The sequence below is a fragment of the Pseudomonas sp. PS01298 genome, from assembly GCF_029959745.1.
Classification (GTDB): Bacteria; Pseudomonadota; Gammaproteobacteria; order Pseudomonadales; family Pseudomonadaceae; genus Aquipseudomonas; species Aquipseudomonas aylmerensis.
Genome location: NZ_JASCPP010000047.1, coordinates 1 through 23,679 on the forward strand (window position 1 = coordinate 1; position 23,679 = coordinate 23,679).

Consider the following 23,679-nt stretch of genomic DNA (forward strand, 5'->3'; position numbering starts at 1 on the left):
ACCACAGATCAAATGTGGGAGTGGGCATGCTCGCGAACGCGGTGGTTCAGTGCCAGAGATGCTGCCTGACACTGCGCATTCGCGAGCACGCCCGCTCCCACAGGTTGAGTTGCATTAATCCAGCCACGACGCAGTAGACCGCCAAGAGCGGATCCACCAGATAATCCCAGTAGTTTTCCGAAGCCTTGAGCCGCAGCGCGAACGCCAGGGTGCCCACCGCCAGCATCCACACCGCCAGCGCATTGCGCAGCCACAGCATCAACAGCGCGGCCGCGCCCACCAGCACAATCATCGGCCGCGGATTGAAGCCCCATCGGTAGGGATCGAAATACGTCAGGCCCAGCGTGGCCGGGTATAGCACCAGGCTCAGCAAGCCAAACAGCAGCAACATTTGCACGTGGTGCTGCCGGTTCAGCGGCTGTACCACGCCCACGCGACTCAAGCCCACCCACGCCAACAACACCAGGGTGCTGATCGCCAGGTCATCGGTAAAACTGCGCACGTACGCCGCCAATGGCAGCTCGTTGATAGGGATAAAACTCACCGCCACCAGCACCGGCAGCAGCCACGGACGCCAGGGTGCGGTGAAGCGCAGCGCGCACAGCAACACAAAGCCCAGCAGTACAAAACTCAAATGCGCCTGCCACATCGAAACCATCAGAGACGCTCCGCCAGCCAGGCTTCGTTGAAGCTGACATGTTTGATAAAGGTGTTATTCCACGAGTACACCAGGTGGTACATGCCGTCCGGGCTGCGGCTGAAGTACGGGTATTCGTATTCGAAATCGCAGCCTTGGGGTTTGCACACGCGGTAGTCGAGGTTGCTGAGAAAACGCTGCTCCAGCGGCAGGCGCCGGGCGCCGCTGGAGGCGCGGAAGCCTTCGCCGATGATCGCCTTATAGGCTTCGGGGGAGAACGGTTGGCCGAGCGGGTCTGGCGACTCATCCAGTTGCACCACGGTGCGCCAGTGGCTGAGCTGGGCGTCGGTGCCGTAGAGGCTGAGTTTGAAACGGCCATCCTCCAGGTCGTTCAGGGCCACCAGCAACCCATCGTCCACCGTGCCCACCGCAGCCAGCGACGAGTTGGGATTGGCCGGCTCCAGCGGGTACGGCTCGCTCCAGGTCTGGCCGGCGTCTTCGGTGCGGCTGGCCAGGACCCGGTGATGGGTGTCGCCGGCGTAGCGCAACATCGCCACGGCGCGCTTGCCGTCCAGCGGCACGATGGTCGGTTGCAGCGAGTGCTTGCCGCGACTGATGCGAAATTTGTCGATCACTGCGCCATCGGCACTCAAGTACAGGTACTCGGCAAACTTGCCCATGAACTCGTGGTACACCGGCAGACCGATCGAGCCGTCGGCATGGAACACCGGGGCGGCGCGCACCAGGGTGCTGATATTGAAGAACGGTGATGTCACCAACTGCCTTGGCGCCGACCAACTGGCGCCGAGGTCCTCCGAGACCATCAGATTGATCGCACTGGCGGCCCAGCCACCGACTGACACCGATACGTAAAACATCCACAGGCGTTTATCCGGCCCGAGGGCGATGACCGGGTTGCCCAGCTTGCGGATATAGCGCTGGGTGCCGTCGCGCGTGCTTTCCCGCGTGGCCAGCACCTGCTCGGCGCCCCATTCGCCGCTGCGCGCATCAAAGCGCGCGGTGCGCACCTGCACATCGGCCGCGCCTTCGCGGGAGCCGGCAAACCACACTGCCATCAAATCGCCGCCGGGCAGGGCGGTGACGGACGAGGAATGCACAAAGTCAGTGAGTTGGGTGGACACGAAGCGGCTGGTGTATTGCGCCGGCGCCGCCACTTTCGCGGGGTTCGGGCTGGCCTCGGCAAACGGTGCCAGCACATGGGGCGGATGGCTTTGCCAGGCCGCGAAGAATACGGCCAGCAGGCTGCAAATCAATAAGGCGGAGCGCATAGGGAACCTGTCGGCAAAAGGATTACTGCGCACGCTCATCCGGCAGGCGCTTCCTGCGACCGCTGAGCATCGATAACGGCAGGTTGTCCCGCACCTGGATACTTTCAAACAGCGCGGCCAGCACATGCACGCAGACCAGGCCAAGAAGCACATTGGCGGCCGTCTCGTGGATTTGCTGGGGCCAATCGGCACCCCATAGCGCATCGACTTCCTGCATCAGGAAGCCGCTGACGCCGAGGGTCAGCAAGGCCAGCAACATCAACAGCATCACCAGCGCACCAATGGGCGAATGACCCAACCGGTGCAGCGGGCGGCGGTTGAGCAGCGAGCGCGCGTGGGCACCCAGTCGTTTCGGCGTGGGCCAAAAGTCCGCCCAACGCGCACTGCGCGGTCCGACAAATCCCCACACCAGCCGTACCAGCAGCCAGGCCATGGCGTAGTAGCCCAGCCAGACATGCCAGTCATCGCCCGCTTCATTGAAGAAGTAATTGGCGACAAAGACCCCGGCGATCGACACATGAAACAGCCTCACCAACGGGTCCCACAGGCGCAGGGATTCGCCTGGCATCAGCCTTTGATCTCAGTCTTCACTGCTTTGCCGGTGACCGGGTCGTGGTAGATCTCGACTTTGCGCTTGTCTTTGTCGAAACCGTAGATCTCGTAGCAGTTGCCGTCGGTGACCTTGAACTTGCTGATTGTGTAGCCTTCGGCCTTGAGCTTGTCCTGGAAGGCTTTCTCGTCTTGCCATTGCGAGCGCTCGGCGGTGGTGCACTGCGGGCCGGCGATGGCCAGGGGGCTGGCGATAATCAGGGACAGCAGGAGAATTTTGCGCATGGAAAAGCTCTCAGCAGAAGTGGGAGGTTTCACAGTGCAAAACCAACCTTAGCGCAACCTTAGTTGGCAACGAGCCGTAACATCTTTGCCGAAATGCCCCGTGTCATAACCCGGCATGATGCCGCCGATTCCTACAGAGATTCCGCTATGCGCCTGCTCCTTGTCGAAGATGATCGTGCCCTCGGCCAGGGTATTCGGGTGGCGTTGGGCGCCGAGGGCTATACCCTCGATTGGCTGCAGGATGGCGTCGCGGCCCTGCATGCGCTGCGCACGGAGAACTTCGATTTGCTGCTGCTCGACCTCGGCCTGCCGCGCCTCGACGGCCTCGACCTGTTGCAGCAACTGCGCGCCGAGCAGCATGACGTGCCGGTGCTGATACTCACCGCCCGCGACGGCACCGCCGAACGCATCGCCGGGCTGGACGCCGGCGCCGACGACTACCTGGTCAAACCCTTCGACGTAGAAGAACTCAAGGCCCGCGTGCGTGCCCTGTTGCGCCGCAGCCAGGGGCGTGCGCAACCGATGCTGGAGCATGCTGGCATCCACCTCGACCCGGCCACCCAGCAAGTGCGCTACCTGGACGAAGACATCATCGTCACGCCGATGGAGTACCAACTGCTGCACCAACTGATGGTGCGCCCCGGCAAGGTGGTGACGCGCGAGCGGCTGTCCCGCGCGTTGTATGGCTGGCAGGACCGCGTCGAGAGCAACACCCTGGAAGTGCTGATTCACAACCTGCGTAAAAAGCTCTCCACCGACCTGATCCGCACTGTGCGCGGTGTCGGCTATGTGCTGGTGCTCAAACCATGAGCTCGGTTCGCGCGCGCATCCTCATCCCCGTCTTGCTGCTGATATTGGCGGGTGACGCCCTGATCAGTTGGCTGGTATTGCGCGACAGCCACCACGAAATCGAAGAGGTCTATGACGCCCAGCTCGCCCAGAGTGCGCGCCTGCTGCAAGGTGTCCTGCGCCAGCGCGATCCCGGCGAAGCGGACTGGGACCGGTTGTACGAGGCGTTTGACCAGGCCATGAGCCGGGTCGGCGTGGAGGGCGTCGCCCATCCTTATGAAACCCGGTTGACCTTCCAGGTATGGCGCACTGACGGCCAGTTGCTGGTGCGCTCCGCCGAAGCGCCGATCCTTGCAGCGCCGCCGACCACATTCGGCTCCCACGACATCCTCGACAACGGCAACGACTGGTGCGCTTTCCTGCTCGCCGATCCGCAACAGGGCTTACTGATCTGGGTGGGCGAGCGCGACGACATTCGCCAGGACCTGATCCAGCGCATCGTGCGCCACACGCTGTGGCCCACATTGATCGGCGTGCCGCTGCTGACGTTGTTGATCTGGCTGGTGATCGGCTGGGGCCTCAAACCGCTGCGCGCGATGGTCTTGTCGATTCGCGGACGCAATACCGACACCTTGCAACCGCTGCACCTCAAGCCCCTGCCGACTGACCTTGAGCCCATGCAAACCGCACTCAACCGACTGCTGGTCCAAGTGGACGACCTGCTCGAGCGCGAGCGCCGCTTCATCGCCGATGCCGCCCATGAACTGCGTACACCCTTGGCGATCCTGCGTATCCACGCCCAGAACGCGCAAAGCGCCGCGACTCCGGAGCAACAGCGCGAGGCCCTGGATTTCCTGGTCAATGGCGTCGACCGCGCCACCCGTATTGGCAGCCAGCTGCTGACCATGGCGCGCATCGAACCGCAACTGAACAACCCCAAGCGCATCCCCGTGCAACTCACCGAACTGGTGCGCGAAGAACTCGCCGAACTGACCCCGCTGGCCATGGAGCGCGGCGTGGAACTGGTGCTCGAAGGCAATGAAGAGTGCTGGGTCGAAACCGAGCCGGTGGCACTGGCCATCGCCCTGCAAAACCTGGTGACCAACGCGCTGAACTTTTCCCCTGCGGGCAGCGAAGTAAAAGTGGTGATTGGCACCGATTGCCTGAGCGTGGAGGATGAGGGGCCAGGTATCGACGAGGCGGAGTTGGCGCGCCTGTTCGAACGCTTTTACAGCCGCGGCAATGCCAACGGCGCGGGGCTGGGACTGGCGATTGTCGAGATGATCGTCGGCAAGATCGGCTGCCGCCTGGCATTGCATAACCTGGAGCAAGGCGGGTTATGTGCGCGGCTGGTGTTCAGCGTGCGCTGATGCACCGCTTTCGCAGCCTCGCTAAGGCTCGACAACTCCCACAGGTGAGCTTCATCGCGTCGGATATTGCGATCACACAGGGGATTGAAATAAGGGTGACACCGCCAATCCCCTGTGGGAGTTGTCGAGCTTCAGCGAGGCTGCGAAAGGATCACCTCGGTATGCCTGCCAGACCTGCGCATTTGCATCGCCGCCTTCCCGAAGTGTGACGGCTCGCCGTTTCAGTGCGGAACAATCCGTTTAAACTCGGGTCCAGTCATCACTCACTCTCACCTTGATAAGGACATCCTCCCGTGAAGCGAATCGCGCTGCTCTCCCTCGCCCTGGCCTTGGGCGCCTGCCAATCCAACCAACGCGACTCATCGCCCAGCCTGCTCAAGGACGGTATCCAACTGCGCCAGAAAACCGTGGCCGTGGATGCGGATCATGCCAAGGTCATCATGAAGGCCAGCGGTGGCACCAACCCTGTCGAATTCGCCGTGCGCCGCGAAGGCGACCCCGACCAGCGCCTGGAAACCCTCGGCACCGTCATGGACACCGGCGAAGGCAAAGTCTTCAACTGGATCGCCAAGCTCAACCAGACCGTCGCCAGCGCCGTGTTCAAGCGTTTTCCGCAGCTGGAACTCCAAGCGGATCCAGGCAAGAAACTCACCGTCTCCAGTTCAGCGAGAAGCCAGGGCAACGGTGCTTACTACAGCTGCGGCCCGGTGATGAGCACGTTCAGCCCGGAAAAGGCCAAGGTGTATCTGGTTGAGTTCCAGTTCAGGCTCAATAGTGCGGCGTGTGCCCAGCAGGTGTTTGATATTACGGATCCGGCGAATCGGGTGTTGATTGGAGGGGAAGGGAGTGAGGCGAAAGAGGGCTAAGCGAAGTTGATTAAACGGTGGGTTTTGCCCACCGTTTGCGTGGTAAAGGGTGGCCAGGTGCCTTGCCATCGGAAGGAAATTTGGTAGTCGAGGCGGTCGGGTTCGATCATGTGCTGGAAGTACGGCTGAATAATCGTTATCCAGTTAGGTTGAACGTTGAATACGTCGGCGTATATCGCGGTTTCTTCGCCTAAACCCAAGGTTTCAAAAACACTGTCTGGATCTGCGATATCCGCTGAATACTCATCCGCCTTCAAATCATTGCTGTGTTTTTCGTACCATCGCAGTCTGATTTTCATCAGCATTTTGGAAGCCTCTCTCTATCGGCGATTGCGGCACTTTTGGTGAAGACGCAACCGGGATATCTGGTGTGTATGGGGGACTGGTAGTGAGATGAAGGCGAGTTAAGTGGACGGACCAAATAAATGTGGATGCTGTGCTCGGAAGGACTTGAAGGTTTGATACTTCCAACGCTCTGTGCCAGGGGCTTCATCGGTCGTGCTGACTTCGCCGAAGTACCAATGCTCTGACTCGAAGACGGTTCCTTCTTCGTCCTCGTGGATGAAGTGAAAGCCAACTTCGTGGAGGCCTGGCGGAACCACCAACTCCCATTCGCGGGCAAGGCTTTGGCCGATGATGCGGGTTTGGCGAAAGTACTCGTAGTCAAAGGGCTGGGTGTGGCCGAGATGGCGAGCTTTTTCGGTGTAGACACAGACTCGGCTTGAGAACATGTCCGGGACCATGATGCAGGCGACAATCCAGCACTCAGGGTCACCGTCTGATCGTGCTTCAACCAGGTGACCTGCAACCTTGATCATCTGTTGAGCGCAATGCGCCAGAATTTCCGGTGTGGTTTGATTGCCTTCAACAAGGTTTTCAATAACTGGGATTTTTAGGTTGATGTAGTCGGGTCGCAGCGGTAACTCTTCGTAAAAACAGCCTTCGAAACTGTCTGCCCAGCGGGTCAGAGCTCTGAGGTGCCTGGGGATGTTGCGGAGTTTTTTGTTTGTGAGTGACAGTCTGCGCATTCAGCTGAATTCTCGAAGTCTGTGTTATTCGTTTGCATCTTCGTAATCAAACGCGATGAAGTAGTCGCTTTCTGAAAGAGCAATTTCATGAGAAAAACGTGCCTGTATCAGTGGTAGCCACTCCCTGCGCAACTCAAACATCCCGTTATTGACATCTTCGGCTGTCGACAATCCAAGCTCGGAAATCGCGGAATAGTCGTCTCCCATATCCGCCGAGTGCTCCGCGCCACGTAACTGCTCTGTGGTTCTGTCGAACCACTCCAATCTCACTTTTAGTCCCATGTAGCCCTCACAGGTATTTTCTGATATTTCGTTTTTTCTTCGGTTCTTTTAGCTGCTCGCCGGTTACGTGGCTGAACGCCCCTAGATGGCTCCCATCACTTGCTAGATAAACTTCCAACTCCCCATGTTGAGAGTCCCACTCATAGATTCTCCGGCCTTTTTCCTCAATCCAACGCTCTCTTAACCCGGCGCCTCCCTGTCTGGGAGTCATGGGTTTTGCTTTGATCAGGCCTGCAAAGCCAATAATTTGTTCGGTATTAGGCGCCTTGTGGTACTTGTGATCCCCAGCCTTGACACTGACAACCACATACAGCGGCCGAACCCCCGACTCCACCGGGAACACCAGAATAAAATCCCGATACTCCGGCGGATAAATCGGGTTCACCAGAATCTGTGCGGCCTTCTGCGTCGGCGGATAAATCCAGATTGCCGGCGCTTGCGGCGCGGCCTCCAAGGCTGGAATGCCCAGCGTGTCACTTGGATCAACGGCGGGCGTCCAGATCAGCTCCACGCCTTCGTCCAAATCCGCCACAAACTGATCGCCACGGGTTTGAAACTGCACGACATCAATCATCTGCCAATCGGCATGGTTACCCGTGTAAAACCCATACCCCTTGAGCGTACCGTCCTCGCGTTGCTCAATATGCAACCGCATCTGCGACCGCGCCCGCTGCATCGAACGCAGCTGCTCCTCGCTGTAGAGCGCGCTATCACCGAGCTCCGACGGCCAGGCCAGCGCCACCAACCCCGTCAATAAACCTCCGGCGACGGACCCGACGGCAGTGGCTGCCGACTCCAAAACCGCCGAACGCAACGCCAACTGCCCGAGGCCAGCGGGCAATGTGCTGCCGCTGATCTTGCGCAAGGCAACTGCGCCCCGGCTGTCCACCTCACGCCCACCCAGCAGGCTTAGATGGCCATACTCCTTGACCAACTCCAACGGGACATACCCCGCAGGGTTGAAGTAATGGGTGATGCCGTCAGGCAGTTGGCAGGGCTTGATGAAAACGCAGCCGCAAGGTTTGGCTAACGTGGGTACCGGGGCAGGGGTTGGCTCGAAAAAATCAACCGTCGGCGAATACGGCACACGCAATGGCTGCGGAATCAGGATGCGCTGTTTGAGTTGCTCTGCTTCGGTAGGGGGATAAAAGCGTTCTGACATGAGCGGCTCACTTCCTTGTGCGAGGAAGTGAGCCTACGGAGGCGAATCAGCGCCTGATACGCGCTTTGTTCGATGAGTTGCGTGGGAAAGTTCAGCGGCTTACCAGCGGCCCTCAGCACTGATACTTGAGCCCACCATCAGATGGCATGGGTCACCGCTGAAGTAGGTATTGTACCGCCCATACCCGCTGTAATACTGGCGGTCGAACACGTTATTCAGTGACCGATGCACTCAGGTGCTTGTCGATGTCATAGCGCGCCAGCAGGCCCACCACTGCGTAGCTGCCTTCCTTGGCGTAAGCAATGAAGAACCTTGGGACGCCAAGGTCTTTTTTTGTCCGCGGATCAGCCCAGCAGATGCTTGGAAATCAACCGCGAGATTTCCACGATCGACGTCTTCCCTGTGAACTCAAACCTCACTTTCCCCAGCGACGAAAAGTAAATCTCCAACTCCGAATCCAGGTCAAACGTCCCGGATGTCTCCACCGAATACGCGACGATGTTTTTATACGGCAGCGACGTGAAGTCCTTCTTGCTGCCGGTAATCCCCTGCACGTTGACCGCAATAATCCGCTTGGTGGTGAACACCACGCCGTCGCGCATGGCCTTGTAGGCGTCGATCACTTCTTCACCGTCGAGCAGCAGGGCCGAGACGCGTTCGGCGTATTCGTTGTTTTGCTTGAGCTTGAAGAAACCTTTGTTGTTGAAGTCGATCATGGGCCGGTCCTTAGATAAGTAGTGCCGTGGGTGTATGACGTTTTGCTCGCGGATCTGTATCTAACGCGCGCATTTTGAACGCCCTACCATGGCGTCCAACCCTGCAACGTTGGCCAAATGTTTCACGTCGACAGAACAATACCCCAGGAGCCGAAGAATGCCTGAACTGTCCAGCTGGCTGGCCTATGCGCTGATTTCACTCGGCATGGTGCTGACGCCCGGCCCGAACATGATTTACCTGATTTCTCGGTCGATCTGCCAGGGACGAACGGCGGGGTTTATCTCGCTGGGCGGCGTGGCGCTGGGGTTTGTGGTGTACATGCTGTGCGCGGCATTGGGGATAACGGCCTTGGTGATGGCAGTGCCATTTGCCTACGACGCCCTGCGCTTCGGCGGTGCGCTTTACCTGGTTTACCTGGCCTGGCAGGCGATCAAACCGGGTGGTCGTTCGCCGTTCCAAGTGCAGAGCCTGCCCCAGGACAGCCCGCGCAAGCTGTTCACCATGGGCCTGGTGACCAACCTGCTGAACCCCAAGGTGGCGGTGATGTATCTGTCGCTGCTGCCGCAGTTCATCGATCCGAACGGCCATGGCAGTGTGTTGGCGCAATCCTTGGTGTTGGGCTTTACGCAGATCTTCATCAGCGTGAGCGTCAACGCGGTGATTGCCACGATGGCGGGCTCCATCGCGGTGTTTTTCGTCACCCGGCCGGGTTGGCAGGTGGTGCAGCGCTGGCTGATGGGCTCGGTGCTGATGGGGCTGGCGGTGCGGATGGCGGTGGAGGGGCGGCGCTAGGTTGGCTTACTGGATGTCTTTAAGGTAATCCTTGAGGGCATTCAGCGGTGCCGGCAGTTCATCAAGCTGACCCACGCTTTGCACATCAGCCGCCAACCGTTGCAGTTCGCGACCCATCACCGTATTGGCGCCGCCCAATGCCTCAAGTGCCTGGTCAACACAGTCCGCTATCTTGGATTGAATAGCCGCCAGGTTTCCCTGGCGCACCAGCAGCCCAAACACTTCGCGCTCATACCCATCCATCACCAGGTCATCCCGCAAAACCGGGCTGCCGCCGTCCGTCTCGTGCACCAGTTTCAGTGCAAAGAGCGCAACCGCTTCCAGCGTCAATTCCATGGTTTCGGTGCCTCTGTTTTTTGGGGGGAGGGCGATGATCACTGTTCTTTGGTCGAAAAAAAAGACCTGGGTGCAGGAGTCAGCTACCAGGCTGGATAGGGCCGGCGGCATTGATATCGGCGCAGTCTCGGAAAGACAGGGATAAACGCATTCTTTACTTGATGGCTGCAACTCGCCGATACTAGGATGAGATCAGTTCTCAAATGCATCTATCTATCAGGCCGAGGCTTTCCGTGTCGTCGTCATCCACTCCCCCAGTGCCTCACGTCGATGTTCGCACCTTGTATGTCAATCATCACGCGTGGCTGCTGGGTTGGTTGCGCAAGCGAATGCGCCATGGCGACCACGCTGCCGACCTGGCCCACGATATCTTTGTGCAGATCCTCGGCAAGCCGGAACAATTGCAGGAACTGCGCCAGCCGCGTGCCTGGTTGAGTACCGTGGCGCGTGGCGTACTGGTGGATCGGGTTCGCAGGCAGCGGATCGAGCGAGCCTACCTGCAGGCCATTGCGCACCTGCCGGAAGCCGAGGTGCCATCGCCCGAGTCGCAGTTGATTCTGTTGGAAACACTGTCTCGCGTAGATGCATTACTCAATGGCCTCCTCCCCAAGGTGCGCATGGCCTTCCTGATGTCGCGCCTCGAGGGCCTCAGCTACAAGGAAATCGCTGAGCGCCTGGCCGTCAGTCTCAGCTCGGTAGAGAAGTACATGGCCAGCGCCATCCGCCACTGCTACCTGGCCCAACGATGAGCCTTCACTCTCTTCCCGAACTCCCAGACGCTGTGCTCGACCAGGCCATCGGCTGGCTGGTCAGGATCGAGTCCGGTGGCTCGAATCCCGAGTTGCTGGAGGCCTGCCAACGCTGGCGTCAAGCCGATGTGATGCATGAAGCCGCCTGGCAAGCATTGCGCAAAAGCGACGCGGCTTTCCAGGGCTTGGCCGCTTTACCCGGCACAGTAGCGCTGGATACCCTACAAAGCCTGAACAGTGGTCGCCACAGCCGGCGCCACGCGATCAAGTTGCTGGGGATGGGGCTTGTGGTCAGTGGTGTGGCCGGCTGGTCGCTGCGTGAAAGCACGTGGGTACCCTGGGGAGCGGACTATGCCACCGGGGTCGGCGAGCGACGCCAGTTCATGCTCAATGATGGCACCCGCCTGCAATTGAACACCGCCAGTGTGGTGGACGTTCAATTCACTGCCCAGCACCGACTGATCGGACTACGCCGTGGCGAAATTTTCATCGATACCGGCAAGGACAACGCCGCGCCGGACGGGCGCCGCAGCTTCTGGGTCAGCACCCCGCACGCACGTTTGCAGGCCATCGGAACCGCTTTCGCCGTGCGTGACGACCATCAGGGCACGCGAGTGCGTGTAGAAGACGGTGTGGTGGCTATTCATGGCCAAGGTGAGCCGGTCTTGATCGCTGCCGCCGAGGAATATGTGATCGATGCCAACGGCAGTCACCGTGTCGACGTAAGCAGCATTAACGCCAGTGCGTGGACACGTGGCCAGTTGGTGGCCAAACGCATGCTGCTGCGCGACCTTGCCGCCGAACTGGCGCGTTATCGTCACGGCTGGCTGCGCTGTGATCCGGATATTGCGCAACTGGAAGTATCCGGCGTATTCCAGCTTGATGACATTGACCGGGCCCTGAGTGCATTGAGCGATTCGTTGCCCGTACGTGTTGAACGTTTTACCCCGCTCTGGACCCGCATCGTTGCCCGTTAAACGCGATGAGAAAAAATCTCAAAAACGTTTACGGGTTTCTCCGAGCCCTTCGACAGACAGGAAATACATTCAGTCATTCGAAAGGAGCTCAGCGTCCATGTCCTCTGCCTTTAATTTCCCTCAGCCGCTCCAGCGCAGTGCGCTTGCGCTTACCCTGCGTAGTGTTTTGCTGGCCGGTGTGACCAGCCTGCCCCTGGCCAGTTTTGCGGTGCAGGCAGAAAACGTCGACAGCCGTCATTACGATTTGGCGGGCGGGCCGCTGGACGACTCGCTCAATCGCTTTGCACAGGTTGCCGGTATCAGCCTTCCCTTTGATCCGGCGTTGGTGCAAGGCAAACGCGCGCCGGCGCTGCGTGGTGATTATGGCGTACACGAAGGCCTCAACCGCCTGCTCGTCGACAGTGGCCTGGCGGCTATTCGGACTGCCAGTGGCAACTATTTGCTGGTCGCGCGCACCCGCGACAGTGATGCACTCGAATTGGGCGCTACCACCATCAGCGGCCTGAGCCTCGGGGCAGCCACTGAGAACAGTGGTTCCTACACCACTGGGGTCATGCAGACCGCAACCAAATTGCCGTTGTCCCTGCGCGAGACCCCGCAATCCGTGACGGTGATTACGCGCCAGCGCATGGATGACCAGGCCATGCGCAGTCTCGATGATGTCGTCCAGGCCACCCCGGGGCTACGAATGTCGGCTGCGCGCCCGGCCAACAGCGAGTTTTTCGCCCGCGGCTTTCCTATCACCAATATTATGTTCGATGGCCTGCCGACCACTTACAACGCCGACTGGGTCGCCACCGCCGATCTGGCGCCTTACGACCGTGTCGAAGTAGTCCGTGGCGCCACCGGCATGATGCAAGGCGCCGGCAACCCGTCGGCAGCCATCAACATGGTGCGCAAGCGTCCCACCAAAGAGTTCCAGGCCAGTATCACCGGCAGTGCCGGCAGTTGGGACAACTATCGCAGTGAGTTGGATGTGTCCGGCCCGGTTACTGACAGCGGCAGCGTGCGAGGCCGTTTTGTGGGTGCCTACCACGACAAGGACAGCTATCAGGATTACGCAGGGCGTGAGCGCGGCGTGTTCTACGGCGTCACCGAGTTTGACCTGACCGACAGCACCACCCTCACCGTGGGTGCATCCGATCAGAACGACAATAACAACATCAATTGGGGCGGCTTACCGGTGAACCCGAACGGCAGCCACATGGGCTTCTCCCGTTCCAAATCGTTCGGCTACAGCTGGTCGCACCAGGACATCGATAACAAAACGCTGTTTGTCGAGCTCGACCAGCGTTTCGACAACGACTGGCGCCTGCATGCAGGGGCGTCGAAAAACTGGTCTGACTTCAAGTTGGTGGGTGCGGTCCTGGAACGTAACAACGACACGACCTACCGGCAAAGAGTGTTCAACCAAGGGCGTGACTACGACCAGTCCACCTATGATTTCTTTGCCAGCGGCCCCTTCGCCCTGATGGGGCGTCAGCATGAGCTGGTAGTCGGCGCCAGCAAGCGCCAACTCAAGACCGAGGCCGTGGGTGGCACGACCTTCATCAATAATATCGACATCAACCATTTCAACCCGAATACGCCCCGGCCGTTCGTTCCCGATATCTATTCCATCAACGACAAGGTCGATCAAGAGGGCCTATACGTCACCACGCGCTGGAATCTCGCCGACCCGCTGAAAGTCATTCTCGGCGCGCGCCTGGACTGGTACGACTCGACCTCGATCTATAACGAGACCAACGACCAGTACTACACTTCGGGCAAAACCAAGGAAACGCGCCACGTCACCCGTTATGCCGGCTTCATCTACGACCTGGACGACAACCACTCCTTCTACGCCAGCTACACCGACATCTTCCAGCCCCAGAGCGAAAAGAACAGCGACGGCGCCGGGATCAAGCCCATCACCGGCGAAAACTACGAAGTGGGTATCAAGGGCGAATACTTCGGTGGCGCACTGAACGCCAGTGCCTCGCTGTTCCAGATCGACCAACTGAACCGCGCGGCGGAAGTGGCGGACGCCAGCACCTGCCGGGTTATTCCTGTCGGCGCCTATGGCTGTTACGAAGCCGCTGGCAAAGTTCGCAGCCAGGGTATCGAGCTGGAGATCAACGGTGCACTGACGCCAAACTGGCAGGTCGGCGCCGGTTACACCTTCGCTCAGGCGAAGTACAAAAAGGATGCGGACAGTTCCAAGGAAGGCACCCTGTTCGACACTGACGTGCCTCGCCACATGTTCAAGGCCAGCACCACCTACCACCTGCAGGGTGATCTGAACAAGCTGCGTGTCGGTGCAAACGTCTACAGCCAGAGCAGTACCTTCAATAAAGGCCGTAACGTTTTCGGCAACTACCATATCGAACAGGAGGCCTATGCGTTGGTGGGGCTGATGGCTGGCTACCAGGTCAGTAAACACCTCGACACCCAACTGAACATCAACAACGTGTTCGATAAAAAGTACTACCAGGGGATTGCCAGTAACTCTACGTGGAGTCCGTACGATGTGTATGGTGATCCGCGTAACTTTACGGTCACTGCCAAGTACACTTTCTGATTGGAGGGGGGCTGGCGTGATCGCCCGTAGCCAGCTCCCACAGGAGACTGCATTTCAAGGTAGCGACGGCGGCGACCGGTCATTTCGCGGGCTGGCCACTTTTCTACAGACGAAAAAAAAGACCTTGAATTTCAAGGTCTTTTTTTAAGATGGTGCCCCGAGGGAGACTCGAACTCCCACTCCTTTCGAAAACGGATTTTGAATCCGCCGCGTCTACCAATTCCGCCATCAGGGCTCAATGGCGGCGAAGTATAGAGAGGTGATTACCGTTGGTCAATCACGTTTCATGGTCAATTTTGACTATTTCCGCTAGACTTCCCGGCCCTGCTAGACGAACCCCATCATGCGCGTTGCTGACTTTACTTTTGAGCTCCCTGATTCGCTGATCGCTCGCCATCCTTTGGCCGAGCGTCGCGCCAGTCGACTGCTGACCCTGGACGGGGTGAGCGGTGCCCTCGCACACCGTCAATTCACTGATTTGCTTGAGCATTTGCGCCCTGGCGATCTGATGGTGTTCAACAATACCCGGGTGATTCCGGCACGGCTGTTTGGCCAGAAAGCGTCCGGCGGCAAGCTGGAAATTCTGGTGGAGCGGGTGCTGGATAGCCATCGCGTGCTGGCCCATGTGCGCTCCAGCAAGTCGCCGAAACCGGGCTCGAGCATCCTCATCGATGGTGGTGGCGAAGCCGAGATGGTCGCGCGTCATGATGCGCTGTTCGAGCTCAAGTTCGCCGAAGAGGTGTTGCCGATGCTGGAACGCGTCGGCCATATGCCGTTGCCTCCTTATATAGACCGCCCCGACGAAGACTCGGACCGCGAGCGCTATCAGACGGTGTATTCCCAGCGCCTCGGCGCCGTGGCTGCACCGACTGCCGGGCTGCATTTCGACCAGCCGCTGCTGGATGCGATCGCCGCCAAGGGCGTCGAGACCGCCTATGTGACCCTGCACGTGGGGGCCGGCACGTTTCAGCCGGTGCGTGTGGATAAGATCGAAGATCACCATATGCATAGCGAATGGCTGGAAGTCAGCCAGGAAGTCGTGGACGCGGTTGACGCGTGCAAGGCACGCGGCGGGCGGGTGATTGCGGTGGGCACCACCAGCGTGCGTTCCCTGGAGAGTGCAGCGCGTGATGGCGTGCTCAAGCCGTTCAGCGGCGACACCGATATCTTCATTTACCCGGGCCGGCCGTTCCATGTGGTCGATTGCCTGGTCACCAACTTCCATTTGCCGGAATCCACGCTGTTGATGCTGGTGTCGGCATTTGCCGGTTATCCCGAGACCATGGCCGCTTATCAAGCCGCCATCGATAACGGATACCGTTTTTTCAGCTACGGTGATGCGATGTTTATCACCCGTAATCCGGCGCCGCGCGGCCCAGAGGAACAACTATGAGTCGTATGTCGTTTGAACTGCTCGCCACCGACGGCAAAGCCCGTCGGGGTCGCCTGACTTTCCCGCGCGGCACCGTCGAGACCCCGGCGTTCATGCCCGTGGGCACCTACGGCACCGTCAAGGGCATGCTGCCGCGTGACATCGTCGCCACCGGCGCGGAAATCATCCTCGGCAACACCTTCCACCTGTGGCTGCGCCCAGGCACGGAAGTGATCAAGAAGCACGGCGACCTGCATGACTTCATGAAGTGGCAAGGCCCGATCCTGACCGACTCGGGTGGTTTCCAGGTGTTCAGCCTGGGCGCCATGCGCAAGATCAAGGAGGAGGGCGTGACCTTCGCCTCGCCGGTGGACGGTTCCAAGGTGTTCATGGGCCCGGAAGAGTCGATGCAGGTGCAGCGTGACCTGGGCTCCGACATCGTGATGATTTTCGACGAGTGCACGCCGTACCCGGCCGATGAAGACGTCGCGCGGATTTCCATGGAGCTGTCCCTGCGTTGGGCCCAGCGCTCGAAGAATGCGCATGGCGACAACACTGCCGCACTGTTCGGTATCGTCCAGGGTGGCATGCACGAAAGCCTGCGCAAACGCTCGCTCGAAGGCTTGGACAAGATTGGCTTTGACGGCCTGGCCATCGGCGGTTTGTCGGTGGGCGAGCCCAAGCACGAAATGATCAAGGTGCTGGATTACCTGCCGGGCCTGATGCCGGCTGACAAACCTCGTTACCTTATGGGCGTTGGCAAACCCGAGGATCTCGTAGAGGGTGTGCGCCGCGGTGTGGACATGTTCGATTGCGTGATGCCAACCCGTAATGCCCGCAATGGGCATCTGTTCATCGATACAGGCGTGCTGAAGATCCGTAACGCGTTCCATCGCCATGATGATTCGCCGCTGGATCCCACCTGTGATTGCTACACCTGCCAGAACTTCTCCCGTGCTTATCTGCACCATCTGGACAAGTGTGGGGAAATGCTGGGTAGCATGTTGAATACCATCCACAATTTGCGTCACTACCAAGTCCTGATGGCTGGTTTGCGCGAGGCTATTCAACAGGGTACATTGGCCGCCTTCGTCGATGCCTTCTATGCCAAGCGCGGGCTCCCTGTGCCGCCCTTGGACTGAGTTTTCCGACCCTAAGATTCACTATTTGCAACTGGAGTGCTAAATGAGCTTTTTTATCTCTAACGCCATGGCTGATGCCGCTGCGCCTGCCGCTGCCGGTCCTATGGGCGGTGGTTTCGAGTGGATTTTCCTGGTCGGCTTCCTGGTCATCTTCTACCTGATGATTTGGCGTCCACAGGCCAAGCGCGCCAAAGAGCAGAAGAACCTGCTCGGCAGCCTGCAGAAAGGTGATGAAGTTGTGACCACCGGCGGCATCGCTGGCAAGATCACCAAGGTTTCCGACGCTTTCGTGGTTCTGGAAGTCTCCGACACCGTAGAAATGAAGTTCCAGAAGGGCGCCATCGCCGCCACGCTGCCTAAAGGCACGCTCAAAGCGATCTGAGTAACAACCTTTACCAATCGACGGGGCGCGCAAGGCGCCCCGCGTTATAAGCGGGCGGCGTGATGCTGAACAAATACCCTCTGTGGAAATACGTACTGATCCTGGCGGTGCTGGCGATCGGTTTTATTTATTCCGCTCCCAATCTCTATCCTGATGACCCGGCGATCCAGATCACTGGCGCCAGCACTTCGCTGCAAGTCAATCAGGCTGACCTGGAACGCGCGAGCAAGGCACTGACCGACGCTGGCATCCAGGTTAAAGCGGCAACGTTGGCGGCTGATGCGAAGGGCGGCTTGCTGCGCCTGACCAAGGCAGAAGACCAATTGCCGGCCAAAGACGTTGTGCGCAAGGTCATGGGTGATGACTACGTCGTCGCGCTGAACCTGGCACAGACCACGCCGACCTGGTTGCGCAAGATCGGCGCGCACCCGATGAAGCTGGGCCTGGACTTGTCCGGTGGTGTGCACTTCCTGCTGGAAGTCGACATGGACAAAGCCCTCGACGCTCGCCTGAAAGTCTACGAAGGCGACGTGAAGAGCCTGCTGCGCAAAGAGAAGTTGCGTTATCGCAGCCTGCCGCAGCTCAACGGTGCCATCCAGCTGGGCTTCTCTGACGAAGCTTCGCGCGAACAGGCCCGTGCGCTGATCCGCAAGAATTTCAACGATTTCGACATCGTGCCGGCTGACCTCAATGGCCAGGCTGTACTGCGTCTGGCGATGACCCCAGCCAAGCTGGCGGAAATCCGCGAATACTCCATCAAGCAGAACTTGACCACGGTACGTAACCGCGTCAACGAGCTGGGTGTGGCCGAGCCGATCGTTCAGCGCCAGGGTGCCAACCGCATCGTGGTTGAGCTGCCGGGCGTGCAGGACACTGCTGAAGCCAAGCGTATCCTGGGCAAGACTGCCAACCTGGAATTCCGTCTGGCGGCTGAGCCGGGTGCTACCCGCGCGACTGCCGAAGAGTTCGAGTTCCGCGAAGGCAACCGTCCTCCAGCGCTGATCGAGCGTGGCTTGATCATCACCGGTGACCAGGTGACTGACGCCAAGGCCGGTTTCGGCGAGCACGGTACCCCTGAAGTGAACATCCGCCTGGATGGCCACGGCGGCGAACTGATGAGCCGCGCCACGCGCAGCAACGTCGGTCGCAGCATGGCGGTTATCTTCATCGAGCAACGCCCGGTGACCACCTACACCAAGCAGATCGTCAACGGCGTCGAGAAAGACGTGCCGGTACAGACCTTCAAGGAAGAGAAGAAGATCATCAGCCTGGCGACCATCCAGTCGCCGCTGGGTGCTCAATTCCGTATCACTGGCCTGAACGGCCAGGGTGAGTCCTCGGAGCTGGCCCTGTTGCTGCGTGCCGGTGGCCTGGCTGCACCGATGTACTTCGCTGAAGAACGTACCATCGGCCCGAGCCTGGGTGCCGACAACATCACCAAGGGTATCGACGCGGCCTTGTGGGGCATGCTGTTCGTGTCGCTGTTCATCATCGCCATCTACCGTTTCTTCGGCATCATCGCCACCGTGGCCCTGGCGGGCAACATGGTGATGCTGCTGGCCCTGATGTCGCTGCTGGGCGCTACACTGACCCTGCCAGGTATCGCCGGTATCGTACTCACCATGGGTATGGCGGTAGACGCCAACGTGCTGATCTTCTCGCGGATTCGTGAAGAGATCGCCGCCGGCATGACTGTGCAGCGTGCAATCAACGAAGGCTTCGGCCGGGCATTTACCGCGATTCTCGACTCCAACCTGACCACCTTGCTGGTCGGCGGGATTCTCTTTGCCATGGGCACCGGCCCGGTCAAAGGTTTTGCGGTGACCATGTCCCTCGGTATCTTTACCTCGATGTTCACGGCCATCATGGTGACCCGCGCAATGGTCAACCTGATCTTTGGCGGGCGTGACTTCAAGAAGTTGTGGATTTAAGGGGCTGCCATGTTACGTACAATCAACTTCATGGGCGTTCGCAACGTTGCGTTCGGCGTCACCGTGCTCCTTACCGTTCTGGCGTTGTTCAGCTGGTTCCATAAGGGCCTGAACTACGGTCTGGACTTCACCGGCGGTACGCTCATCGAGCTGACCTACGAGAAGCCGGCCGACGTCACCCTGGTGCGCAACGAGCTGGTCAAGGCCGGCTATCACGAAGCCATCGTGCAGAGCTTCGGTGCCACCACCGATCTGCTGGTGCGTATGCCGGGCGAAGACCCGCAACTGGGTCACCAGGTCGCCGAAGCCTTGCAGAAGGTCGGCGGTGACAACCCGGCGTCGGTCAAGCGCGTCGAGTTCGTCGGCCCGCAGGTCGGTGAAGAGCTGCGCGACCAGGGCGGCCTCGGCATGCTGATGGCGCTGGTCGGCATCATGATCTACCTGGCGTTCCGCTTTCAGTGGAAATTCGGTGTCGGCGCGATTGTGTCGCTGATCCACGACGTGATCGTGACCGTGGGCATCCTGGCGTACTTCCAGATCACCTTCGATCTGACCGTGCTCGCGGCGGTACTGGCGATCATTGGCTACTCCCTCAACGACACCATCGTGGTATTCGACCGGGTTCGTGAGAACTTCCGGGTACTGCGCAAGGCGTCGTTGATCGAGAACATCAACGTTTCTACCACCCAGACCCTGTTGCGGACCATGGCGACGTCGATTTCCACCCTGCTGGCGATCGCGGCACTGATGATCTTCGGCGGCGACAACCTGTGGGGCTTCTCCCTGGCGCTGTTCATCGGCGTTCTGGCGGGTACCTACTCGTCGATCTACATCGCCAACGTGGTGCTGATCTGGCTGAACCTCAACAGCGAAGACCTGATCCCTCCTGCTGCGACTGGCAAGGAGGTCGACGACCGCCCTTGATGGGCGCTTGTTGATCTGCTGTTACAAAGAAGGCACGAGTATTGAACTCGTGCCTTTTTTTTTGCTCCAAGGCTGGGTATAGCGCGGATCTTTCGGTCCGTTTGTGATGGTCAGGAGGTTCACGTGAACAAGTCGTTGCTGGTTGGTGCGGTATTGGGTGCTGTCGGTGTGACTGCCGGGGGTGCTGTTGCCACCTACAGCCTGGTGAAAAGCGGCCCTGAGTATGCGCAAGTGCTGGCGGTGCAGCCGGTAAAAACCCAGATCAAAACCCCGCGCGAGGTCTGCAAGGACGTCGCAGTGACCCGGCAAAAGCCGGTTCAGGATCAACACCAGATCGTCGGTACAGTAGTCGGCGCACTGGCCGGTGGCCTGTTGGGCAACCAGGTCGGTGGTGGTAATGGCAAGAAGCTGGCTACTGTAGCCGGCGCGGTCGGTGGCGGTTACGCCGGTAACAAGGTTCAGGAAGGCATGCAGAACCGCGATACCTACACCACCACTCAAACCCGTTGTAACACCGTCAATGACATCAGCGACAAGGTGGTCGGTTATGACGTGCGTTACAACCTGGATGGCAAGGAAGGGTCTGTGCGCATGGACCGTGATCCGGGTGGCCAGATTCCAGTCGATAAAGAAGGTCGGCTGATCCTGGGTCAGAACCAGCAGTAATTGATAAGCCTGGCACTGATCCAGATGTAGGGGGTGGCTTGCCTGCGATTGCGCTGGGTCAGCAGCTGATTAGCTGGCTGACAGCAATCGCAGGCAAGCCAGCGCCTACATTGGATTGTGTTGAGTCAGTGGTACTGGGTTTTTCCAAATCCCAGGCATAAAAAAAGCACCCCTCGGGGTGCTTTTTTTGTGCTCGCTCGCTTAGCGTTTCAGCGAAGCCGGCAGGTGCGGCTGGATCGCCGTCAGTACTGCCTTGAAGCATTTGGTGTTGCCGGCAACCACGTGGCCTTTCTCAAGGAAGTCGTGACCGCCGGTGAAGTCGCTCACCAGGCCGCCTGCTTCCTGGATCAGCAGGGCGCCTGCAGCCATGTCCCACTCGGACAGGCCCGATTCCCAGAACGCATCAAAACGACCTGCGGCCACATAGGCCAAGTCCAGGCTGGCGGCACCGGCGCGGCGGATGCCGGCGGTCTGGCCAACCAGGGCGCGGAACATGCCCAGGTAGTTTTCCAGGTTGTCCATCTGGTCGTCACGGAACGGGAAGCCGGTGCCGAGCAGGGCGCCGTCCAGGCTGGTACGGCCGCTGACACGCAGGCGACGACCATTCAACTGGGCGCCACGGCCACGGCTGGCGGTGAATTCTTCCTGGCGAACCGGGTCGAGTACGACGGCGTGTTCCAGGCGGCCACGGTATTTGCAGGCAATGCTCACAGCAAAGTGTGGGATGCCGCGCAGGAAGTTGGTGGTGCCATCCAGTGGGTCGATGATCCACAGGTAGTCTTCGCCTTCGCCGCTACCTTTGTGCAGGCCGGTTTCTTCACCGAGGATGCCGTGGGTAGGGTAGGCCTTGCGCAGGGCGTCGATGATTTTCTGTTCGGCGGCGCGGTCCACCTCGGATACATAATCCTTGGCGTCTTTTTCGTCGACCTTGATGGTATCCAGGCGCTCGATGGAGCGGAAGATCAATTCACTGGCGCTGCGGGCGGCGCGCAGCGCGATATTCAGCATGGGCTGCATGGATGTGTCACCTAAGGTTGTTAAAGAAAGCCGGGCATTCTAGCAGAAACTTTCTTCAGGTGAAGGACGACGTTAGCTTTCATGGCATAACCTTAGGCTGTTCTGTAAGATTTGCTCCCCTTTCCCGTGTCCGAGAGCGCCTCCCTTGCTGCAAAACATCCGTGTCGTCTTGGTCAATACCAGTCATCCCGGCAACATCGGCGGGGTGGCGCGAGCCATGAAAAACATGGGGCTGACGCGCCTGGTGCTGGTCGAACCGCGCGTGTTCCCCCATCACGAGGCTGATGCCCGTGCGTCCGGCGCCAATGACATCCTCGAAAAGGCCCAGGTCGTCGCCACCTTGGAAGACGCCCTGGTCGGTTGCAACCTGGTGCTCGGCACCAGCGCTCGCGATCGCCGCATTCCCTGGCCGCTGCTGGATCCGCGCGAGTGCGGGACCAAGGTCGTGGAAGACGCGGCTGGCGGCGCTGAGATCGCGCTGGTGTTTGGCCGTGAAGACTCCGGCCTCACCAATGAAGAGCTGCAGCGATGTCATTACCACGTGCACATTCCATCAGACCCGGAGTTCAGCTCGCTGAACCTCGGGGCAGCGGTGCAGGTGTTGAGTTATGAAGTGCGCATGGCCTGGCTGGCCGCAGAAGGGCAGCCGAGCAAGGTCGAGAAGGGCGAAGTGGCGTCGACCAAGAGTGGCGAGTTGGCCACCATGGACGAACTGGAGCGATTCTATGAACACCTGGAGCAAACCCTGGTGGCCATCGAGTTCCTCGATCCGGAAAAACCACGGCACTTGATGGCGCGCCTGCGTCGGTTGTACGGACGCAGCTCGGTCAGCCGGGCGGAAATGAATATATTGCGTGGCATCCTCACGGAAACCCAGAAGGCGGCCCGTGGCGAGCTTCTTAAGCGGAAGGATTAAAAATGTTCGAGCGTTTGCGAGAAGATATCCAGAGTGTTTTCCACCGTGACCCGGCGGCGCGCAACGCCTTTGAAGTGCTGACGTGCTACCCGGGCATGCATGCAATCTGGATCCATCGCCTGTCCGGCGCCTTGTGGGGCATGGGCTGGAAATGGCTGGCGCGGCTGGTGTCGAACTTCGGTCGCTGGCTGACCGGGATCGAAATCCACCCGGGGGCCAAGGTCGGGCGTCGCTTCTTTATCGACCATGGCATGGGCATTGTGATCGGCGAGACGGCTGAAATTGGGGATGACGTAACCCTCTACCAGGGCGTGACCCTCGGCGGTACCAGCTGGAACAAAGGCAAGCGCCACCCAACCCTCGAAGACGGTGTGGTGGTCGGGGCGGGTGCCAAGGTGCTGGGTCCGTTCACGGTCGGCGCGGGCGCCAAGGTCGGCTCCAATGCGGTGGTGACCAAGGCGGTACCGGCCGGCGCGACCGTGGTCGGCATTCCTGGGCGGATCATCGTCAAGCCGGAAGTCGGCGATGAGCAGGAAGCCAAGCGCAAGGCCATGGCCGAGAAGATCGGCTTCGATGCCTACGGCGTCAGCGAAGACATGCCGGACCCGGTGGCACGCGCCATCGGCCAGTTGCTCGATCATCTGCAGGCCGTAGATGGCAAGCTGGAGGGCATGTGCGGTGCGCTGAAGGATCTGGGCAGCCCTTACTGTGCGAAAGATCTGCCTGAGTTGCGCGAAGAAGACTTCGCCGAGATCAAGGACGAAGCATCAGCCACCAAGGCAGGCTAGATATTACGGTTGATAGAACTCTCCTGTGGGAGCTGGCTTGCCGGTGATAGCGGTCTGCCAGCTACCCCTTGAGCTGCTGATCCACCGCCAATCGCAGGCAAGCCAGCTCCCACATTTGATCTCCATTGGTCATGAGGTCGGGCGTTGACCTTG

Annotated in this window: 26 protein-coding genes and 1 tRNA gene; 15 read left to right on the top strand and 12 right to left on the bottom strand. The window is 59.6% G+C overall.

Annotation, left to right across the window (positions count from 1 at the left end; all coding sequences use genetic code 11):
- Positions 1-46: 46 nt before the first annotated feature.
- The 4 genes from QMX97_RS17290 to QMX97_RS17305 are packed head-to-tail and all read right to left on the bottom strand — an operon-like array spanning position 47 to position 2,760.
- A complete protein-coding gene (locus QMX97_RS17290; RefSeq protein ID WP_282397311.1) occupies positions 47-658 on the bottom strand; it encodes a hypothetical protein in 612 nt (203 codons plus the stop codon).
- Complete coding sequence (locus QMX97_RS17295) at positions 658-1,926, bottom strand: sialidase family protein (protein WP_282397312.1); 1,269 nt, start codon at positions 1,924-1,926, stop codon at positions 658-660. Before QMX97_RS17295 ends, QMX97_RS17290 begins: the two co-directional genes overlap by 1 nt.
- Before the next feature lie 22 nt (positions 1,927-1,948).
- Positions 1,949-2,494, bottom strand: a complete 546-nt coding sequence (locus QMX97_RS17300; RefSeq protein ID WP_282397313.1) for a cytochrome b/b6 domain-containing protein — start codon at positions 2,492-2,494, stop codon at positions 1,949-1,951.
- Positions 2,494-2,760 (bottom strand): PepSY domain-containing protein, encoded by a 267-nt coding sequence (locus QMX97_RS17305; RefSeq protein WP_065908564.1) that lies wholly within the window; start codon positions 2,758-2,760, stop codon positions 2,494-2,496. The genes QMX97_RS17300 and QMX97_RS17305 overlap by 1 nt, the downstream gene beginning before the upstream one ends.
- Before the next feature lie 147 nt (positions 2,761-2,907).
- On the opposite strand from QMX97_RS17305, the gene QMX97_RS17310 reads away from it, so the two are divergent.
- The 3 genes from QMX97_RS17310 (at position 2,908) to QMX97_RS17320 (ending at position 5,785) form a co-directional block, all read left to right on the top strand.
- Positions 2,908-3,570: a response regulator gene (locus QMX97_RS17310; RefSeq protein ID WP_282397314.1), complete on the top strand. Its 663-nt coding sequence runs from the start codon at positions 2,908-2,910 to the stop codon at positions 3,568-3,570.
- A complete protein-coding gene (locus QMX97_RS17315) occupies positions 3,567-4,919 on the top strand; it encodes a sensor histidine kinase (protein ID WP_282397315.1) in 1,353 nt (450 codons plus the stop codon). The genes QMX97_RS17310 and QMX97_RS17315 overlap by 4 nt, the downstream gene beginning before the upstream one ends.
- Positions 4,920-5,212: 293 nt before the next feature.
- Positions 5,213-5,785 carry a hypothetical protein gene (locus QMX97_RS17320; RefSeq protein WP_282397316.1) on the top strand — a complete coding sequence of 191 codons (573 nt, stop codon included), beginning with the start codon at positions 5,213-5,215 and terminating at the stop codon, positions 5,783-5,785.
- Here QMX97_RS17320 and QMX97_RS17325 read toward each other — a convergent pair.
- The 5 genes from QMX97_RS17325 to QMX97_RS17345 form a co-directional block, all read right to left on the bottom strand.
- The gene (locus tag QMX97_RS17325; RefSeq protein ID WP_282397317.1) at positions 5,782-6,090 is read right to left on the bottom strand and encodes a colicin E3-like toxin immunity protein; all 309 of its coding nucleotides are present in this window, start codon (positions 6,088-6,090) and stop codon (positions 5,782-5,784) included. The two genes, QMX97_RS17320 and QMX97_RS17325, sit on opposite strands and share 4 nt — an antisense overlap.
- Positions 6,091-6,189: 99 nt before the next feature.
- Positions 6,190-6,813 (bottom strand): DUF3916 domain-containing protein, encoded by a 624-nt coding sequence (locus tag QMX97_RS17330; RefSeq protein ID WP_282397318.1) that lies wholly within the window; start codon positions 6,811-6,813, stop codon positions 6,190-6,192.
- A 24-nt stretch (positions 6,814-6,837) separates the two neighbouring features.
- The gene (locus tag QMX97_RS17335) at positions 6,838-7,095 is read right to left on the bottom strand and encodes a colicin E3-like toxin immunity protein (protein ID WP_282397319.1); all 258 of its coding nucleotides are present in this window, start codon (positions 7,093-7,095) and stop codon (positions 6,838-6,840) included.
- Between the two features lie 7 nt (positions 7,096-7,102).
- Entirely contained in the window at positions 7,103-8,257 is a 1,155-nt protein-coding gene (locus QMX97_RS17340; protein ID WP_282397320.1) for an S-type pyocin domain-containing protein, read from the bottom strand.
- 344 nt (positions 8,258-8,601) lie between these two features.
- Entirely contained in the window at positions 8,602-8,973 is a 372-nt protein-coding gene (locus tag QMX97_RS17345; RefSeq protein WP_065908583.1) for a PH domain-containing protein, read from the bottom strand.
- Positions 8,974-9,130: 157 nt separating this feature from the next.
- Here QMX97_RS17345 and QMX97_RS17350 point away from each other — a divergent pair, with 157 nt between their 5' ends.
- Entirely contained in the window at positions 9,131-9,766 is a 636-nt protein-coding gene (locus QMX97_RS17350) for a LysE family translocator (RefSeq protein WP_106802678.1), read from the top strand.
- Between the two features lie 6 nt (positions 9,767-9,772).
- Here QMX97_RS17350 and QMX97_RS17355 read toward each other — a convergent pair whose 3' ends face one another.
- On the bottom strand, positions 9,773-10,102 hold the full coding sequence (locus QMX97_RS17355) for a hypothetical protein (protein WP_106802679.1): 330 nt from the start codon (positions 10,100-10,102) through the stop codon (positions 9,773-9,775).
- A gap of 233 nt (positions 10,103-10,335) precedes the next feature.
- On the opposite strand from QMX97_RS17355, the gene QMX97_RS17360 reads away from it, so the two are divergent.
- The 3 genes from QMX97_RS17360 (at position 10,336) to QMX97_RS17370 (ending at position 14,388) form a co-directional block, all read left to right on the top strand.
- The gene (locus tag QMX97_RS17360; protein WP_226939934.1) at positions 10,336-10,851 is read left to right on the top strand and encodes a sigma-70 family RNA polymerase sigma factor; all 516 of its coding nucleotides are present in this window, start codon (positions 10,336-10,338) and stop codon (positions 10,849-10,851) included.
- Entirely contained in the window at positions 10,848-11,828 is a 981-nt protein-coding gene (locus QMX97_RS17365; protein ID WP_282397321.1) for a FecR family protein, read from the top strand. Before QMX97_RS17360 ends, QMX97_RS17365 begins: the two co-directional genes overlap by 4 nt.
- Positions 11,829-11,925: 97 nt before the next feature.
- Positions 11,926-14,388: a TonB-dependent siderophore receptor gene (locus QMX97_RS17370; RefSeq protein WP_282397322.1), complete on the top strand. Its 2,463-nt coding sequence runs from the start codon at positions 11,926-11,928 to the stop codon at positions 14,386-14,388.
- Between the two features lie 150 nt (positions 14,389-14,538).
- On the opposite strand, the gene QMX97_RS17375 is transcribed toward QMX97_RS17370, so the two are convergent.
- Positions 14,539-14,623 (bottom strand) — tRNA-Leu (locus QMX97_RS17375).
- A 108-nt stretch (positions 14,624-14,731) separates the two neighbouring features.
- Between QMX97_RS17375 and queA the strand changes: the two genes are divergently transcribed.
- From queA to QMX97_RS17405, 6 genes are all read left to right on the top strand, one after another.
- Positions 14,732-15,781, top strand: coding sequence for a tRNA preQ1(34) S-adenosylmethionine ribosyltransferase-isomerase QueA (gene queA, locus QMX97_RS17380; protein WP_282397323.1), 1,050 nt, complete (start codon positions 14,732-14,734; stop codon positions 15,779-15,781).
- 5 nt (positions 15,782-15,786) lie between these two features.
- Positions 15,787-16,902, top strand: a complete 1,116-nt coding sequence (gene tgt, locus QMX97_RS17385) for a tRNA guanosine(34) transglycosylase Tgt (protein ID WP_003175976.1) — start codon at positions 15,787-15,789, stop codon at positions 16,900-16,902.
- 43 nt (positions 16,903-16,945) lie between these two features.
- Positions 16,946-17,284, top strand: coding sequence for a preprotein translocase subunit YajC (yajC, locus tag QMX97_RS17390; protein ID WP_003175975.1), 339 nt, complete (start codon positions 16,946-16,948; stop codon positions 17,282-17,284).
- Between the two features lie 62 nt (positions 17,285-17,346).
- Entirely contained in the window at positions 17,347-19,215 is a 1,869-nt protein-coding gene (secD, locus tag QMX97_RS17395; RefSeq protein WP_106802682.1) for a protein translocase subunit SecD, read from the top strand.
- A 9-nt stretch (positions 19,216-19,224) separates the two neighbouring features.
- Complete coding sequence (gene secF, locus QMX97_RS17400; protein WP_065908613.1) at positions 19,225-20,139, top strand: protein translocase subunit SecF; 915 nt, start codon at positions 19,225-19,227, stop codon at positions 20,137-20,139.
- Between the two features lie 123 nt (positions 20,140-20,262).
- Positions 20,263-20,805, top strand: a complete 543-nt coding sequence (locus tag QMX97_RS17405; RefSeq protein ID WP_065908615.1) for a glycine zipper 2TM domain-containing protein — start codon at positions 20,263-20,265, stop codon at positions 20,803-20,805.
- Between the two features lie 201 nt (positions 20,806-21,006).
- On the opposite strand, the gene suhB is transcribed toward QMX97_RS17405, so the two are convergent.
- The gene (suhB, locus tag QMX97_RS17410; protein ID WP_003175971.1) at positions 21,007-21,822 is read right to left on the bottom strand and encodes an inositol-phosphate phosphatase; all 816 of its coding nucleotides are present in this window, start codon (positions 21,820-21,822) and stop codon (positions 21,007-21,009) included.
- A gap of 145 nt (positions 21,823-21,967) precedes the next feature.
- On the opposite strand from suhB, the gene trmJ reads away from it, so the two are divergent.
- Positions 21,968-22,738, top strand: a complete 771-nt coding sequence (gene trmJ, locus QMX97_RS17415; protein ID WP_282397324.1) for a tRNA (cytosine(32)/uridine(32)-2'-O)-methyltransferase TrmJ — start codon at positions 21,968-21,970, stop codon at positions 22,736-22,738.
- Between the two features lie 2 nt (positions 22,739-22,740).
- Positions 22,741-23,526, top strand: coding sequence for a serine O-acetyltransferase (gene cysE, locus QMX97_RS17420; RefSeq protein ID WP_065908617.1), 786 nt, complete (start codon positions 22,741-22,743; stop codon positions 23,524-23,526).
- The last annotated feature ends 153 nt before the right edge of the window (positions 23,527-23,679 follow it).